This window comes from Sphingopyxis sp. 550B, assembly GCF_057401805.1.
Genome location: NZ_CM171610.1, coordinates 3,700,090 through 3,717,303, shown reverse-complemented (window position 1 = coordinate 3,717,303; position 17,214 = coordinate 3,700,090). Strand labels below are relative to the sequence as shown.

The following is a 17,214-nucleotide window of genomic DNA, read 5'->3' as shown; positions in this document are numbered from 1 at the left end:
CTCGCCCGCGCCGTCGACCAACGCGCTGTTCACCGCGGCCGAAGCCAAGGTTCCCGCCGCGGCGGCGCTGTCGGCGCCCAGCGAATTCGATGCGATATTGAGTCCGTTCATCGCGCGCGCCTTTGCCGTGGGGATCGGGCAGAGCGACGGCGGCATCGGTCCGATGGCGATCGTCGAGGCGCCCGACGGCAGCATCCTGGTTTCGGGCGGCGCCAATCGCGGCACCATCTGGCGCTTCGACGCGCGCGGCGGGGTGGCGGGCACGCCGCTCGCCGAACTCGATGTGCCGGTGTTCAACATGGCCTTCGACCTCGAAGGGCGTCTGTGGGCGACGACGGGCGGCGGCGCGCTGCTGCGGCTCGATCCCGACACCGGCGCGGTGATCGAACGTCATGGCGACGGTATCACCATCGCGATCGCGGTGCATCCCGAAAGCGGCGCGATCTATGTCTCGACCAACGCCGGCATTTCGGTCTTCGACCCCGACGACGGCAGCTTCACCCAGTGGAGCCGCGACGAGAATCTGCGCGTCGGCAGCCTGGCCTTCGACGGCGACGGCACGCTGTGGGCCGTGACCTGGCCCGACCGCAAGCAGGTCGTGCGCTTCAACGACCGCGCGCGGGCGGAGACGATGCTGACCTTCGACGCGCCCGCCGATTCGATCGCTTTCGGGCGGAGCGGAACGCGGCTGGAAGGGCTGATGTTCGTGTCGCACACCGCGGGCAAGGTCGCCGACACCGGCCTTGCCGCCGAGGGCAGCGAGCTGACGATGGTGGACATGGCGACGCTGCGCCGCATCGCGGTGGCGACGGGAGGATCGCGCGGCGATGTCGTGCATGCGACCAGCGACGGGCGGCTGCTGATCAGCCAGAGCGGGCAGGTCGATGTCGTCGCCCCGGCGACCGTGCCGGCGGTCGTCGCCACGAATCCGCCCGCCGGATCGAATGCGGTGCTGCCGATGCCGTTCCTGACCGTGACCTTCGATCAGGACATGTTCGTCGGTGCGGCCGGCGATGCCGCCTCGGTCACCAACCGCCAATATTACGAGCTGACCGACGACAGCGGCAGGACGCACGCGATCCGGTCGGTCTCCTACGACGCGACGACGCGCACCGCGGTGCTGGAGGTCGGGACGTTGCTCGCCGGCAATTACCGGCTGACGGTCAAGGCGGGGCTCGCCGCCGCGACCGGCCAGCGCATGGCGGTCAATTATCAGAGCGCGTTCCAGGCGTATGACGATATTTCGATGCTGGTCGATGTCGTGTTCAGCGACACGCGGATGGACCGCCTGACGGGCACCATCTCCTACAAGGTGACGATCACCAACCGCACCGACGGGCCGATCACGCTGCCGGCGCTGTTGACCATCGATCCGCTCGGCGGCTTTCCGGGCGTTCCGACCGACGCCTCCGGACGCACCGACGACGGCCGCTGGCTGGTCGATCTGGCGTCCGCGCTGCCCCCGGGCGGCGTGCTGGAGGCCGGGCAGAGCACCAGCGGCCGCACCGTGTCGATCACTGCGCCGGGTGATCGGCGGCTGGAATTCGCCGCGGGCATCGTCGCCGGTACGCTGCCCAACACCGCGCCGAGCTTCACCAGCCAGGCGCCCGACCGCGCCAAGGTCGGCCAGGCCTTCGCCTATCAGGCCGCCGCGAGCGATGCCGAGGGGCAGACGGTCGTCTTCGGCCTGCTGACCCATCCCGACGGCATGACCATCGACGCCGACACCGGGCTGATCCGCTGGACGCCCGGGCCCGACAGCCCGGCGAGCGTCGCCGTGGTGGTCGAAGCCTTCGATTCGCGCGGGGCGGTGTCGCTTCAGCGCTTCGTGCTGGCGGTCGAAGGCGGCAACAGCGCGCCCGAGTTCCGCAACGCGCCGATACGTGTCGAGGGAGCGGAAGGGCAGTTGTTCGAATTCCAGCTTGCCGCCACCGACGCCGATTTCGATCCGCTCACCTATTGGGTCGACGGCCTGCCCGCCGGCGCGAGCTTCGACCCGGCGACGCGCATGTTCAGCTGGCTCACCGACTATCGCTCGGCGGGCACCTATGACGTGCGCTTCTATGTCACCGACGGGATCAGCCGGGACGAGGCGCTGATCTCGCTGGTCGTTGCCGACCGCAACCAGCCGCCGCAGGTGGTGCCGGTCGCCGACCGCAGCGCCCGCGAAGGCGATTTCATCCGCTTCCGCATCAACGCGACCGCCGACAGCGACCGGCCGCTGACCTTCTCCAGCCCCTCGCTGCCGTTCGGCGCGACGCTGAACCCGACGACCGGCGCGTTCGAATGGACGCCGACCTATATCCAGGCCGGCGACTACAACGTCACCTTCGACGTCAGCGACGGCGAGACCACGGTGCGCTTCACGACGAAGATCACGGTGCTCAACGCCAATGCGGCGCCGGTGTTCGACCAGCTCGACGGGTGGCAGGTGCTCGAAGGCCAGCTTCTGGTCTTCAAGGCGTTCGCCTTCGATCCCGACAATCCCTATTACACGCCCGCGCTGCGCAACATGCAGACCGGCGAGGTCGTGGCGACCACCAGCCTGCCCAAGACGGTGACGGTCGAGCTGTTGTCGGCGCTGCCGCCGGGCGCGACCTTCGACCCCGAGACCATGGAGCTGCGCTGGACGCCCGACAATGCGCAGGCCGGCGATTACGAGCTGCGCTTCCGCGCCACCGACACGGGCGACGGCGACGAGCCGCCGCTGTCGACCGAGATCACGGTGCCGATCCGCGTGTTCAACCAGAACCGCCGCCCCGAAGTGCGGACGATCGAGAATGTCACCGTGGCCAAGGACACGGTGGTCGAGATTCCGGTTTCGGCCTTCGACGCCGACGGCAATCCGCTGCGCCTCGCGGCGATCAACGAAAGCCCGTTCCAGCCGCTGCCGCCCTTCGTCACCTTCGTCGACAATGGCGACGGTACCGGGGTGATGCGGATCGCGCCGGGCGCGAACCATCGCGGCGACCATGCGGTGACGGTGACCGCGACCGACGACGGCGACGGCACCGGGATCCCGCTGACCGGCGCCTATACCTTCATCATTTCGGTCACGAGCCCCAATGAAGCGCCGGTGATCGGCCATATCGGCAATCTGGTCGCGGTGGCCGGGCAAAAGCTGACGGCGACGATCGACGTCCGCGACATGGACCAGGATGCCTTGTCCTATGCGCTGTCGGGCCTGCCCGGCGCGACCGTGACGCCGACCTCCGTCTATGGCCGCGTGACGCTGGAGTGGACGCCGACGGCGGCTGAGATCGGCAGCTATGACGCCAGCCTGACCGTCACCGACAGCGGAAACGGCGTCACGCTGGCGGCCAGCGACACGCGGGCATTCCGCGTCGTCGTCCGCGCCGCCAACAGCGGCCCGCAACTGACCCCGGTCGGCGACAAGGCGATCGCCGAGGGCGAGGAACTGCTGTTCAGCCTGCGCGGGATCGACGCCGACGGCGACGACATCAGCTTCACGATGGAGGGTGCGCCCGAGGGCGCGACGCTCGATCCGGTGACCGGTCTGTTCCGCTGGAAACCGGCGCTGAACGCCGCCGGCAGCTACCAGATCCTGTTCGCGGCCGGCGACGGCCATTCGCGCAGCACCGAGCGGGTGACGATCACCGTCGCCAATGCGAACCAGACGCCGCTGTTCGTGCCGATGGCGACGCAATTGCTGCGCGAGGGCGCTGCGTCGACCTTCACCGTCGTCGCGGCCGATGGCGACGGCGATCCGCTGTCGCTGTCGGTGGTCAGCGGCCTGCCCGCGGGCGCGCTGTTCGTCGCGGCGCGCGGCGAACTGCAATGGATGCCCGGCTATGACCAGGCGGGCGATCATCTGATCCGCTTTGCCGCGACCGATCCGTCGGGCGCGGTCGGCACCATCGACGTGCTGGTGCGCGTCGCCAATGTGAACCGCGCGCCCACGATCACCGAGGGTTATCATGCCTTCCTGATCGGCGAGGAAAAGCGCTTCCGCATCGCGGCGCAGGACCCCGACAGCGACGACACGCTGACCTTCAGCGCCGAAAACCTGCCCGAGGGCGCGATGATCGACGCCGCGACGGGCGAGTTCGTCTGGATGCCGGGACCGGGGCAGGCGGGCGACTATGTCGTCACGCTGATCGTCAGCGACGGGCGCGCGACGACGCGGCGGACCGTGCTGATGCGGGCGCAGCTCGAACCCGCGGCGCCGACGTTGCGGATCGAGACGACCCCCAGCTTCGCCGCGACGCCGGGGCAGAAGGTGCTGCTCCATCCGACGGCGGACAGCCTGTCCGACATCGTGTCGCTGCGGCTGTGGGTCGACGGGCAGGAGGTCGCGCTCGACGCCAATGGACGCGCGACCATCACGGCCGGCAATCCGGGCAAATATTGGGTGCGCGCGACGGCGGTCGATGCCGATGGCGGAACCGCGACGGTCGAGCAATGGCTGAAGGTCCGCGATCCCGCCGACAAGGCGGCGCCGGTCGTCGCGTTCGGCGGCGGGATCGACGCGATGCTCGTGCGCGGGGCGGTCGACGTGCGCGGCAGCATCGCCGACACCAATCTCGATTTCTGGACGCTGCAACTGATCGGCGCCGACGGCAGCGTGCAGGACATCGCGCGCGGCGATGCGACCGCCGACGGCGTGCTGGCGACGCTCGACGGGCGGCGGCTGGCCGACGGCTTCTATACGCTGCGTCTGACCGGGCGCGACATTTCGGGACGCACGAGCGTCGCGAGCGCGGCGGTCGAGGTGCGCACCGGTGCCGACAAGGCGGGGCGCTATCAATCGACCCATGTCGATGTTTCGGCGCAGCTCGGCAGCGTGCCGTTCGCGCTGACCCGCGCCTATGACAGCCTGACCGGCGAATGGATCTTCCTGGGCCTCGACGTCGCGATGGAAACCAACGCCGGGACGCTGCCCGGCGTCGGCGGGGCGCTGCCCGGTTTCGAGCAGGGCACGCGGCTGATGCTGACGCTGCCGACCGGCGAGCGCGCGGGCTTCACCTTCCGCCCGGTGGCGGAGACGATCGGTTCGGTGACCTTCTATCGCCCCGCCTGGGTGGCGGACAGTGCCAACGGCTGGACGTTGCAGTCGGTCGACCGCCAGCTTCGCAAGGTCGGCGGCGCCTATTTCGATGTCGAGACCGGGCTGGCCTACAATCCCGCGTCGCCGGTTCACGGCAACCGCGACTATGTGCTGAAGGGACCGGACGGCACGACCTACGTGATCGACAGCGGCAATGGCACGGTGGAAATCCGGTCGGCCGCGGGAATGCTTCTGGTCGGCGATGGCGGCGTGACCGCGCTGGGCGGCGCGGCGCTCCAGTTCCTGCGCGATGCGGCGGGCCGCGTCGTGCAGGTGACCGGACCCGGCGGGTCGGCCACCGTCTATGAATATGACGACGCCGGGCGGCTGACCGCGGTGCGCGACCTCGCGACCGGGGCGGGGGTCCGCTACGGCTATGTCGACGGGCGGCTCGCCATCGAGATTCCGTCCGATGGCGAGGGGCGGCGCATCGACTATGCCGCCGACGGCAGCGTCACGACCAGCGTCGTGCGCGACGATCTGGGCAGCGCCGCGGCTTTCACCGGCAAACCCTTCGCCGACACGCTGCCCGCCGGGGGCGGCAGCGACAGCTATGCCTTCACCGTGCGCGCGAGCGAGATCGCGGGGATGGAGAGCGGCGCGTTGATCCTGCGGGTCGCGACCACGGGCGATGCGATCCCCGAAATCGCCGGGCTGACCGCCATCGCCAGCAGCGTGTCGGGCGGCCAGCGGGTCACGCTGTTCGCGCTGCGCGAGGCCGGACTGCACGAACTGATCGTGACCGGCGCCGGTGCCTATGGCGTCGAGATGCGCATCGCCGGCGACATCAATGGCGACGGCAGGGTCGACGGCGTCGACAGCGCGGCGGTGATCGCGGCGCTGGCGGGCGCCGATGTGGACGGCGACGGCGTCGTCGATGCCACCGACACGCAGCTCGTCGCGGCCAACTACGGCTTCCGCGCCAATCAGGCACCGGTAATCGCCGACGCCATCGATGCGGTGAAGACCCACGTCGACCTGTCGGCCTGGATCGATCTGGACAAGGTCGCGACCGATCCCGACGGCGACCGCCTCTATTACCGGATCGTCGGCGTCACCGGCGGCTCGGCGGTGCTGACCGCCGACGGCCGCTCGGTCGTCTTCACCCCCGATGCCGGGTACAGCGGCGCGGCCGCAATCCGGATTTCGGCCGACGACGGCTTCGGCACCTCGGCCGAGGGCGTGATCGACATCGCGGTGTCCGACGCGCGGCTGGTCGCGATCGATTTCGACCTGCGCCGCGTCCGCTTCGCCGAAGAAGGCGGGGTGGCGCCGATCATGGTGATCGGTCAGTTCGAGGATCAGGCCGACGTCTATCTGCCGCTATCCTATCTGAACGTGACGGTCGCCAACCCCGAGGTGGTGCGCTGGGGCGACGATGGGCTGCTGACCGCGCTGCGCGACGGCGCGACCTACATCAAGGTCGAGCGGGGCAGCATCGCGGCGGCGACGGTCGTCACCGTCGGGTCGCCGAAGGACGGCGACGAGATATTGACCGCCGTCTACAATATCGACGCCTATCCCGATAATGTGACGATGATGGCGGGCGGCGCGACGCGCCGGATCGTCACCGCGCAGGACCCCGAAAAGCAGTATTTCCTCGACGGCGCGGAAGCCGGGACCACCTATGTTTCGGGCGACACCGCCGTGGTCACGGTCGATGCCGACGGCGTGATGCGCGCGGTCGGTCCGGGGGTGACGACCGTCACCGTCATCAACCGCTTCGGCGAGGACCGCATCGAGGTGCGCGTGTCCGATCCGATCGTCGGCAATGTCGTGCAGATCGGCAAGGACGGCGCGATCGTCGCCAATACCGACGGCATCACCATCGGCTTCGGCCCCGGCGGGCTGGACGGCGACGCGACGGTGACGATCGAGTCCATCGCCCTCGATGACCTGCCGGTCGCGATGCCGAACGAGGATATCTTCGATTTCGTCGGCGCGTTCGAATTCGATGTCGCGGGCGCCGAATTGACCGGCCCCGTGCAACTGGCGGTACCGGCCGCCGGCGGTGTCGGCGCGGTGGGCGACGAGGTCTGGTTCTTCCAGAAGATGCTGCTGCCGGTCGGCGAAAACGGCGCCGAAGTCGAGGTGTGGACCGTCATCGATTCGGGCCGCATCGACGAGGACGGCATGGCGCGCGCCGAATCGCCGCCGTTCCCCGGCCTGACGCGGCGCGGTCAGATTCTGGTGGCGCGGGTCGCGTCGCCGCTGCCGCGCATCCAACTCGACCCCGGCTATGCCGCCGCGCTGACCGCGATCATGGTGCCGGCGCTCGGCATCGCGGCGTCGGGCGGCCTTGGCGGCGCCGTCGTCGGGCTGGGCCTTGGCGCGACGGCGATCGCGCTGATGGCCGCGCCGACGCTGTTCGGGCTCGCGGAACTCGAGGTATGGCGCACCTATGCCGATGGGGAGGTTCTGAAAACGACGCTCGACGTCACCATCTCTCCGACCGACCTTTACACCAAGGTCACGGCCACGGTGCCGACGCCCAAGAAGATCAGCGACGGCACGCCGGAGATATTGGGCGGCACCGTGCAATTCGTGGACGGCAAGCCGGTCGCCGTGCTGACGGGGCGCAATTTCATCTATCCCGCCGCGACGGCGGCGCTGGGGGCGACGACGGCGGGGGACAGCTTCGCCGACATGCGCGTGGTGCTGCGCAACGGCAGCCAGGAGATCGTCCTGACCAGCGACAAGATCCGCGTGCGCGAAGGCGGGACGCAGGATTTCGCGGTCGTCGAGTTCGACGTGCCGCAGCGCGTCCTGCTGGGCGTCACGGAAATCCGCGTCGAACGGCCCGCCGCCGGCACGCTGCTGGACGCCAAGGGACGGATTCCCGCGAACGCCCAATATGTGGCGAGCAAGACGATCACCATCGACAACAAGGGCGGCTTTGCCTTCGCGGGCGATGCCAGCGGCGTCCAGATCATCGACCTTGCGCGCAAGGACGAAGGCGGCGCCGACCTGCTGGTGGGGCGGATCGAGTTGGGCGCGCCCGTGACCGAAATCGTCGTGACGACCGACCTCGGAAGCGCCTTCGTGGCGACCCAGAAGGGCGTTGCGATCATCGATACGCTGACGCTTCAGCAATATGACGCCGATTTCGACACGCCCGAAGTGGACATGATCGAAATCCCGGGCGGGGTGACCACGCTCGCGGTCGATCCCAACAACCGCTACCTCTACGTCGGCGGGCTCGGCAAGGTCTACATCATCGACATCGACCCCGGTTCGGCGACCTACCTGCAACTGCTGGAGAATGAAACGCACGCGATCAACGTCGCGATCCGCAGCGGCGGCGAGGAGTTCGGCCACATCACCAGCATGGCGATCAACGCCGACGGCACGCGCCTCTATGTCGGCGTGCCGGTGTCGGAGATGTACGGGCCGCGCGGCTGGACCAACTATGGCAAGGACCATGGGCTGGTCATGGTCATCAACGTCGACGACCGCGACCGTCCGAAGGCCGGCCAGCCCAACGCCCGCAAGTGGCGCGAGGTGATCGGCAAGATCGACGGCGGCGTCGAGGTCTATGACATCCAGGCGACGGCGGAAGCCGACAAGATGGTGTTCGTGTCGCGCGGCGATACGCGCAACGGCGTCCACCTGCTGAGCGTCACCAACAACAATCCGATCAATTTCCAGGTCAAGCATGTCGGCGTGGCGCCGGTGATCAACGAGGGGCCGATCGGCGTCCGCGACGTCATCAACAGCATCGCCGGCATCTATTATTCATCGACCAAGCGCGTGACGCAGGGCCAGATCTTCGACCTCGACATCCGCAACGCCGCGGGCATCGCGGTGACGCCCGACCTCAGCTACATGTTCGTCGCCGACTGGGGGTTGCCCGTCTATATGTGGTACGGCGACCAGACCGTCGCCCGCGATGTCGATGCGCTGCACCAGACCGGGTCGAAGATCATGGTCATCAAGAATCCCTTCTCCGCCGCGCCGGAGATCGTGGGATCGACGACGCCGATTCCGCTGGCGTTCCTGGAGGAACTGCGCGTCGACAGTTCGGGGCAGAAACTCTACGCCAACTATCGCGGCCTCGGGAACATCGTCGTCCTCGACATCGACGTGATCCGGGGCATCACGCCGGGGGCGAAGGACACCGACGGCAGCTACAAGTGGAAGCAGACGCCGATCGACAACGTCAATTTCGGGCATCCCGACATCTATCCGATCGATCCGGAAAATCCGGGCAGCTTCGACGATCCGACCAACCCGCCCAACTATCTGTCGATCAACGTCGCCAGGCATGGGCGCGGGCTGGCGTTGCAGCAGCTCGACGCGCTCGAACTGCTCGCGCCGCTCGGCAAGCAGGACCTGCATGGCGCCAGTGCTCCGCCGCTGACCTTCGAATGGCGGCTCGATTCGACGCTGACCGGTACGAAGAACGCCAAGGCGAAGCTCTACGTCAGTTCGCTGCTCCCCGGATCGGGCCTGTGGCCCGACGATCCGCCGTCGATCCGCAACCTGTTCGACAGCGATCCGTCCGCCGCATCGATGGCCGGGGATCACCATCCCAACCGCATCCTGACGACGCGCGAACTCGACCCGGGGGCCTATCTGGTCAAGGCCGACGGCACGGTGGTCAAGCTGCCCGACGACCCGAACAATCCGCTCGACGGCCAGACCTGGCAGGTCACTTTCTCGCCCGAATATGCGAAGGCGATGACCGCGGGACAGCGTTACTACTGGGGCGTCGAAATCGTCGGCAAGGGCATGCGCGAAGCCGCGTCGTGGCAGGTCAAGGAAGTGGTGGCCGACGCCCCGTTCAACGGCGTCACGCTGCTCACCCACGGCTTCCAGCTCGGCCTCGGCATGATGAACTCGCCCGCGCTGTTCGGGTCGGCGTTCGAGCAGGACGGCGGTGTTTTCACCGACATGGCGGGCTTCATCACCGACGCCAGCGGCGGCGGCGTGGTGCTTTTCTACGACGGCAAGACCGGCGACTGGGTCGACCGCACGACGGGCAAGCGCAACGCCGCCGCGCTTGCCGAAGCGCGCGGCAAGGCGATCGTGCTGGTCAGCGACTGGTCGAGCCAGTCGGACATCACCGACACCGGCTTTGCGGAGGCCGCGGCCGATGCGCTGTTCGCGTCGCTGGTCGAGCTCAACCGCGCGTCGGGCGGCGGGATATTCCAGTCGCCGCTGCACTTCGTCGGGCACAACCGCGGCTCGGTCGTCAATTCGGAGATCATCCAGCGGCTCGGCACCTATTTCGAGGGTACGGGGGGCGAGGACGGCATCCACATGACGACGCTGGACCCGCACGACTTCAAGCAGGACGCGCTCAACATCCCGCTGACGGACCTCGTCGAACTTCTGTTAAGCGCGGCTTCGGCGGCTACCTTCATGTTCCCGCCGCTTTCCAAGACGATCAATTACGTCAGCAAGGCCTTCACCAAGCTGATGAAGGTGGTGGGCAAGCTGGGGCTGAAACTCAATCCGGTCGAATTCGCCGACTTCTCCGATCCCACGGTGCAGGTCTGGAGCAACGTCAAGTTCGCCGACAATTATTACCAGGCGACGGGACTGACCGAGGTCAAGCTGTCGGAAATCACCGTGGGCGGCAAGACGATCACGCTGCTGCCCGACAGGATCACCGGCCCGATGAAGAAATATATCTTCACCGCGACGATGAACGGCCGGTCGCTGGTCAACAACGCGCCCGGATCAGCCGGAGGCGCCTTCACGCCCAACCGCCCCAATCTCGACGTCAACCTCGAAGGCATTTCGGGGATACAGGGCGACGACACGCTGTTCGCGATGTTCGGCCTCGGCGGACCCGACAGCCGCATCCTCCATTGGTACGCCGGTACCATCAACACCAACGTCGACAATATCCAGGGCTATCCGATCTTCCGCCGCGTCGTCGACGAGGGCCGCAGCACCTATGCGCTGGGCATCGAGACGCAGGAATTCGGCACCGCACCCTGGTATCAGGTCTATCCGGTGCTGGTATCCGGCGGAAAGGGCGGATCGAGCGGCGCGCTCGACGGCTTCGTCTCGCCCGCGATCTGGGACGGCATCGGCACCGGCTGGTTCTTCAGCGCGGTCGGCGGGGGCGCCGGGGTGCGGCCGGGAGCGATCGGCACCATCTCGCCCGTCTATGACAATGGCAAGGTGGCGAGCGCCGACAACGACAAGGCGGTGCCGACGATTTTCAACGGGGATTTCGAAAGCGGAACCAAGCAGGCGATCACCAGCTTCCTTCAGAATTTCATCTTCGATTCTGGCTATGGACGCTTTCCGCTGTCCTATGAACTGCCCGGCTGGTCCTATCACGGCGGGTCGGGGTTCACGCTGAACACCGAGGGCACGCTGTTCGGCTATCCGTTCCCCGATATCGACATCACCGGCATCTTCACCGTCCAGACCAGTCTTTCCACCCTGTTCAAGGAGGTGATGAACAACGTCCTGAAGAAATGGGCGGATATTCTCGCGACCAAGCTGGCCAGCGCCTTCATCCAGGAAAAGCACGGCGGACCGCCGATCCCGACGTCGGAATCGTCGGAAGGATACCGGCAATGGTACAATGAATATTGGCTCGAACGCGCGGCGGGCGATTTCAGCCAGGGCAAGGCCGCGCTGCAGGCGATGGCGACGGTCCAGATCATCCAGGCGATCGACAATCTGATCGGCCGGCTGCTCGACGCCGGGGTCAGCTTCAATACCGAGGACGGCATCGTCACCAAGGATTTCTCGCTGTCCAAGCTGTATGAAAAGTCGGCGACCGCCGACAAGGCGGGGCTGGACGGCGTGGCATCGCTGATCACCCAGGTGTTCAACGCCTATATGGACCATTTCTTCCCGCAGCAGTCCGACTATGCGCTCATCATGGGCGGGCAGAAGCTGCTCAAGGATTTCATGTCGACGATGATCGAAACCAGCGCGATGCTGGCTGGAATCGATCCGACCTCCGGCGATGTCCAGCGCGCCGAGACGGCGGCGCATGAATTCATCGACAAGGTGGTGAATTTCAGCGCGATCACCCACAATCGCCTCTATGTGCCGGCCAATGCGAATTATCTGACGTTCGACACCTTCGTGCCGTGGATGATGACGGCCAATGCCGCGATCAAGGTGACCTTCACGCCGGTGGATTCCAGCCTCGGCTCGCACAGCGAGATCGTTCAGCTCAAGCCCGGCTTCATGTCGAACAACAGCTACAGCGTCGAAGTGCCGCAGGCCTATAAGGGCAAGGTCATCACCTTCACGCTCGAGCCGGTGGACATGGAAAACACCGCCACCATCGAGCACGCCTTCATGGAACCTTCCGGGATCGAATATCGCATCCTGTGGCCCAAGACGGCGGAAGGATCGCGGCTGCTGAGCGAGCTCGATGCCGACCAGATGCGGCTGCTGGAACAGCAGGGCGACTGGCTGGTCAAGCATCCCGACGTCAAGGTCCGCATCTATGGCTATGCCGACGAGCGCGGGGACGTCGCCTATAACGACGAGCTCGGGCTCGACCGCGCGGCGGCGATCACGCAGTTCCTGCGCAAATATCTGGCCGACCGCAATGCACATCCCGAACGGGTGCTCGACCCGATCAGCCGCGGCGAGCGCTTCCCCAGCATGCAGGAGAAGGACACGGAAACGCGCTGGACGATGGACCGCCGGACCGAAATGCTGGTGGAAACATGGGATGGCGTCCCGACCAGCGGCGTCGACAGGACCATCGACCTGTCGGAGACGCTGAGCCAGATCTTCCTGCTCGACGCCGTGCGCTTCACGGCCGTGAAGTCGGGCTCGCCGATCCTGCTCGACCCCAGGGACATGGTGACGACGTCGGCGGTGGAACCGCTGACCGCGGACCAACTCGCGCCGATCGTCACCGCGGCGCAGGCGCGCTGGGTCGCGTCGGGGCTGATCGACGGCGCGGGCGCTGCGCTCGACCGGATCACGGTCGAGATCGGCGAACTGCCCGACGGCGCGCTCGCCCGGTTCGAGAACGGCGTCATCACGATCGACGCGGATGCCGCGGGCCGCGGCTGGTTCGTCGATACGACGCCGATGGACGACGGGGAATATGAAGGCGGAACGCTGGCGCAGCTGCTCGCCGCCGCGCTGGGCAGCGAAGCCGAGGGCAAGGTCGACCTGCTGACCGTCGTGATGCACGAGATGGGGCATGCGTTGCGGCTCGACGACGTGCCGACCAGCCAGCCGACGCGGTTGATGACCGAGATGATCCGGCTCGGCGAACGGCGCCTGCCGAGCGCCGCCGATGTGCCCGACGCGACGAAGCCCGCGACGCCGCAGGGCGACACCGGCACGCCGCCGCCGACGATCACCCTGTCGTCGACACCGGGCGGCGCGGGCGTGCTCGCGGTCCCGCCGGGCAGCGGATTACCGCTGGCGTCGGGACCCGTGGTCACCACGCTCGCCAACGGCGATTTCGCCGCCGCGGACGGCTGGAGCGCCTTCGGCGGCGCGAGCGTCACGGGCAGCGAGGGCGTGCTTGCCGAGGACGGGCGCTATCTGTCCTATCTGCGTCAGGCCTTCGCCATTCCCGACGGCGCGACGGAGATCAGCTTCGTCATCCGCTCAGCCACGCTCGGCACCAACGGCAGCCTGCCGCCCGACGCGTTCGAGGTCGCGTTGCTCGACCCGGTCACCGGCCGGTCTCTGCTCGGCGCGCTCGACGGGCTGGACCTGACCGATGCGTTCCTCAACCTGCAGGCCGACGGGACGCTGCATCTTGCGCAGGGGGTCAGCGTAACCGGGACGCCCGGCAGCGGGTCGGCGGTCGTGACCGTGTCGCTGCTCGGCGTGGCGCGCGGCAACGGCGCCCTGCTGTCGTTCGACCTGATCGGCATGGGCGATCAGGACAGCCGGGTCGTCATCGACGATGTGACCTTCCGCACCGTGCCCAACCAGGCGCCGGTCGCGGTCGACGACGCCGTGGAAGTCGATGAGGACGGTTCTGTCCTGATCGATATGCTCGCCAACGACAGCGATGCCGACGGCGATGCGCTGACCGTCGCCATCCTGACCGGCCCGACGCGCGGCACGCTGTTGCCGCCGACGGTGCCGGGCGGGCCGTGGACCTATGTGCCCGATGCCGATTTCTTCGGGACGGACAGCTTTACCTACACGATCAACGACGGGCTGAGCGCACCGGTCTCCGCGACCGTTTCGATCACCGTCAACCCGGTGAACGATGCACCGGTTCTGGAGCCGGTGGCGAACCGCAGCGTGGTCGAAGGCACGGCGCTGTCGGTGCAGCTTGCCGCGACCGATGTCGACGATGCGGCGGCGGCGCTGACCTGGACGCTCGTCGAAGGGCCGGCCGGGATGACGCTGTCGTCGAACGGCCTGCTCGCCTGGACGGCGGCGGGGCTGGGCGACCGGACCGTGACGGTTCGCGTCACCGATGCCGCTGGCCTGTCGGCCGAACGCAGCTTCCTGCTTCGGGTGACGCCGGTCGGCAACGAAACCCCGGTTCTGGCGCCGATCGCGCCGCAGAGCGTCGAACAGGGCAAGGCGCTGACCGTGCCGCTGTCGGCGAGCGACGCCGATGACGCGGCGGAGACGCTGGTCTGGTCGCTGGTCAGCGGTCCCGCGGGTGCGACCGTGGGAGCCGATGGCGTGTTCCATTGGGTCGCGACCGGCGCGGCCGGGCCGCGCGAGGTGGTGGTGCGCGTAACCGATCCGAAGGGCGCGTTCAGCGAGCAACGCTTCACCATCACCGTGGTGGCGGCGGCCAACGAAGCACCGGTGCTGGCGCCGATCCCCGCGCAGAGCATAGAGCGCGGGCGGCTGCTGAACGTCGCGCTGTCGGCGAGCGATGCCGACGATGCGGCGGAGACGCTGGTCTATAGCCTCGTCAGCGGTCCCGCAGGAGCGCGGGTGACGGCGGACGGGCGGTTCGAGTGGATCGCCGGGGGCGGCGCCGACACGCAGATGGTGACGGTGCGCGTGACCGATCCCAAGGGGGCGTTCAGCGAGCAGAGCTTCGCCATTGCCCTGCTTGCCAGTTCCAACCTGTCGCCGGTGATCTCCCCCGTGGCGGGCATCGTGGTGGACGAAGGGCAGGCCGTTTCGGTCCAGCTGGCCGCCAGCGATCCCGATGGCGACGCGAGTGCGCTCGTCTGGACGCTGGTGTCGGGGCCGGAGGGAGCGAGTATCGACGCCAGCGGCCGGTTCACCTGGCAGGCGCTCGACGGCGATGCGACGGTGCCGGTCGTCGTCCGCGTGACCGATGCGGGCGGCGCGTCGGCCGAACTCGCCTTTGCCATCGCGGTCCGCGACGTCGCGCCGACGCTGTCGGTGACCGGCGAAGCGACGGGGCAGGTAGCGCAGAGCTATACCGTGCTGCTCGGCGCCGTCGATCCCGGTCAGGACACGCCGATCGAGTGGATCATCGACTGGGGCGACGGCTCTACGCCGACGCGGATCGTCGGCACCGCCACGGCGGCAAGCCACGACTATGCTGTGGCGGGCAACTATGTCGTCCGGGCGACGCTGGTCAACGAGGATGGCAGCTTTGCCGCCGTGCCGCTGGCGCTGTCGATCGCCGATCAGCCGCAGGCGCCGCCGCTTCAGGTGACGCAGGCGACGATCGCCGACGGTATCCTGACGATCCGCTTCTCGCAGCCGCTGGGCGCCGAGCAGGCCGGGCGGACGGTGACGCTGGTCGGCGAGCGCTTCGGGGCGATTGCGGCGACGATCCGTTACGACGCCGATGGCCAAGGCTTCACCCTGTCGCGCACCGACGGCAAGCCGCTGCAATACGACCGCTACAGCCTGTTCATCGGCGACGATGGCTTCCTCAGCCGCGACGGCCGGTTGCTCGATGGCGATGGCGACGGGGCCGAGGGCGGCGACTATCGCGCCTCGATCCTGTTCGCGCGCGCCGCGGCGGGAACCGCCGAGCTGCCCGACTTCGTGCGCGGGCCCGGCGAGCAGGTCGATGTGCCGCTGGCCGACCGTGCTGGCTTGCAGGTGCGCTTCACCAGCGAGGGCGGGGTCAGGACGCTGTCCTTCCGCGTCACCTACGACCCGGCGCTGCTGACGATCGACGGCATATTGCGCGGGGTCGACCTTCCGGCCGACGCGGTCGTCGAGTTCCGCACCGAAGCCGCGCCGGGCGGCAAGCGCGTGGCGATCGTCTCGATCGTCAGCGACACGCCGATCCCGGCGGGCGCGGTCTGGCTGCTCAGCTTCGACGCGCGCGTTCCGGCCGACGCGCCCTATGGTGCGAGCGAGCGGCTGACGGTCACCGTCGACAGCATCAACGCGGCGGCGCCGAGTTCGACGCGCATGGACGAGGCGGTGCAACTTGTCGGCTTCCTCGACGACCGCTCGCCCGAATTCGACGCGCTGCGCCAGGTCGAGCGAGTCGTCGACGGCCTGCCGATCCTGTCGTCTTCGTCGGCGGAGCGGCCGCATTTCGATGCCGTCACCTATGGCACGCATGCGGCGGTCGCCAAATGGGCGGGCGACATCCATGCCACCGCTTCGGGCAAGACGAAGAAGGCCAAGGAGATCGCCGCCGCGAAGGATGCCGCGCGCAAGAAGGACGCCAAGGCTGAAACCGCGCCAGCCGCTCCGCGCGGCAGGCAGACCGCCGCGGCGACGATCGACTTCGGCGCCACGCCGGTGCTGATGGCGAAATCCGAAGCGCCGGAGCAGGTCGATGCGCCGCTGGCACAGTGGCTCGCCGGCGCGGTGGATGACGGCGACGCGCTCGACCTGATGCCGGTGGCGCTTCCGGCGCTGCTGCTCGACCGCCGTTCCGATCCGCGCCCGCGCCGCGGCAAGGGCCGCAGGAACAAGGACCGTAAATGATGAGCGACGACAAGCGACCGGCGAAGGCGAAAGCGGGTGGACGCGCGGCGGCCGGCAAGAACACGCCCGCGCCGCCGCCGCGTCAGCAGACGCTGAAGTTCCGCACCGACAATCTGAAGAGCAGCTATTGCAACATGGCCAACGTCACCTCGACCCGCGAAGAGGTGGTGCTGAATTTCGGGGTCAATCAGAATTGGGACCAGTCCGGCGCCGCGCCGGGACCGCTCGAGGTCGATGTCCAGCATCGCGTGATCCTCAGCCCCTTTGCCGCGAAGCGCCTCAGCGATGCGCTGGGCCAGTTGGTGCGCGATTATGAGCAGCGCTATGGCCCGCTCGGCTGA

General features: G+C 68.0%; 2 protein-coding genes (1 of these 2 only partly in view). Both read left to right on the top strand.

Annotated elements, in window-relative coordinates; translation table 11 throughout:
• Positions 1-16,873, top strand: the 3' portion of a protein-coding gene (locus AC2S9W_RS17270) for a CARDB domain-containing protein (RefSeq protein ID WP_486571336.1). The gene continues 20,162 nt to the left of window position 1, outside the view; only the last 16,873 of its 37,035 coding nucleotides appear in the window; the start codon falls outside the window, past its left edge; its stop codon occupies positions 16,871-16,873.
• On the top strand, positions 16,873-17,214 hold the full coding sequence (locus tag AC2S9W_RS17265; protein ID WP_486571335.1) for a DUF3467 domain-containing protein: 342 nt from the start codon (positions 16,873-16,875) through the stop codon (positions 17,212-17,214). The genes AC2S9W_RS17270 and AC2S9W_RS17265 overlap by 1 nt, the downstream gene beginning before the upstream one ends.

Bases quoted from the DNA above. Each gene is read 5' to 3' on its own strand.
- AC2S9W_RS17265 (WP_486571335.1), top strand. From the start codon at position 16,873: ATGAGCGACGACAAGCGACCGGCGAAGGCGAAAGCGGGTGGACGCGCG.